Source organism: Bartonella sp. MU70NMGDW (genome assembly GCF_042194085.1).
Lineage (GTDB): Bacteria > Pseudomonadota > Alphaproteobacteria > Rhizobiales > Rhizobiaceae > Bartonella > Bartonella grahamii.
Genome location: NZ_JBHIMK010000566.1, coordinates 1 through 545 on the forward strand (window position 1 = coordinate 1; position 545 = coordinate 545).

The following is a 545-nucleotide window of genomic DNA, read 5'->3' on the forward strand; positions in this document are numbered from 1 at the left end:
AACAATCTGGATATGAAACATGCCGTTTCTATGATGAAGCAGTTACGCCGCACAGCTGATGAACTGAAAAAAACCATCCTTATTGTCATGCACGATATTAATTTCGCCTCATCTTATTCAGATATGATTGTTGCACTAAAAAATGGAAAAGCAGCCTATTGTGGAACTCCCAAAGAAATTATGCAACCAGAAATTCTTAAAGACATTTATGATGTTGATATTCAAATTAAAACAATCAATGACATTCCTATCGCCCTTTATTATCGATAATCTAAAGATTTTTTGCGCTTGCCTACACTGTAGAATCTGCTAGAGATGATAAAATTGGCTTATTGGGGAATAGTTTAATGGTAGAACAGCGGACTCTGACTCCGTCAATCTTGGTTCGAATCCAAGTTCCCCAGCCAGTGTTGTATGTATGTAGCTTGCCAGCGGGTTTTGTATATTTTGCCACTAGGTTTTGTACCAATGTAGCTTGCCAGCGGGTTTTGTATATTTTGCCACTAGGTTTTGTACCAATTTATTTTTTTTCAAAGAGTTTTAAA

At 36.5% G+C, this 545-nt stretch carries 1 tRNA gene and 1 pseudogene; both read left to right on the forward strand.

The features are described from left to right. Nucleotides 1-270, forward strand: a pseudogene (locus ACFIKE_RS12195) (iron ABC transporter ATP-binding protein); the annotation flags it as partial. A 63-nt stretch (nucleotides 271-333) separates the two neighbouring features. Further along, nucleotides 334-407 (forward strand) — tRNA-Gln (locus tag ACFIKE_RS12200). Nucleotides 408-545 lie beyond the last annotated feature (138 nt).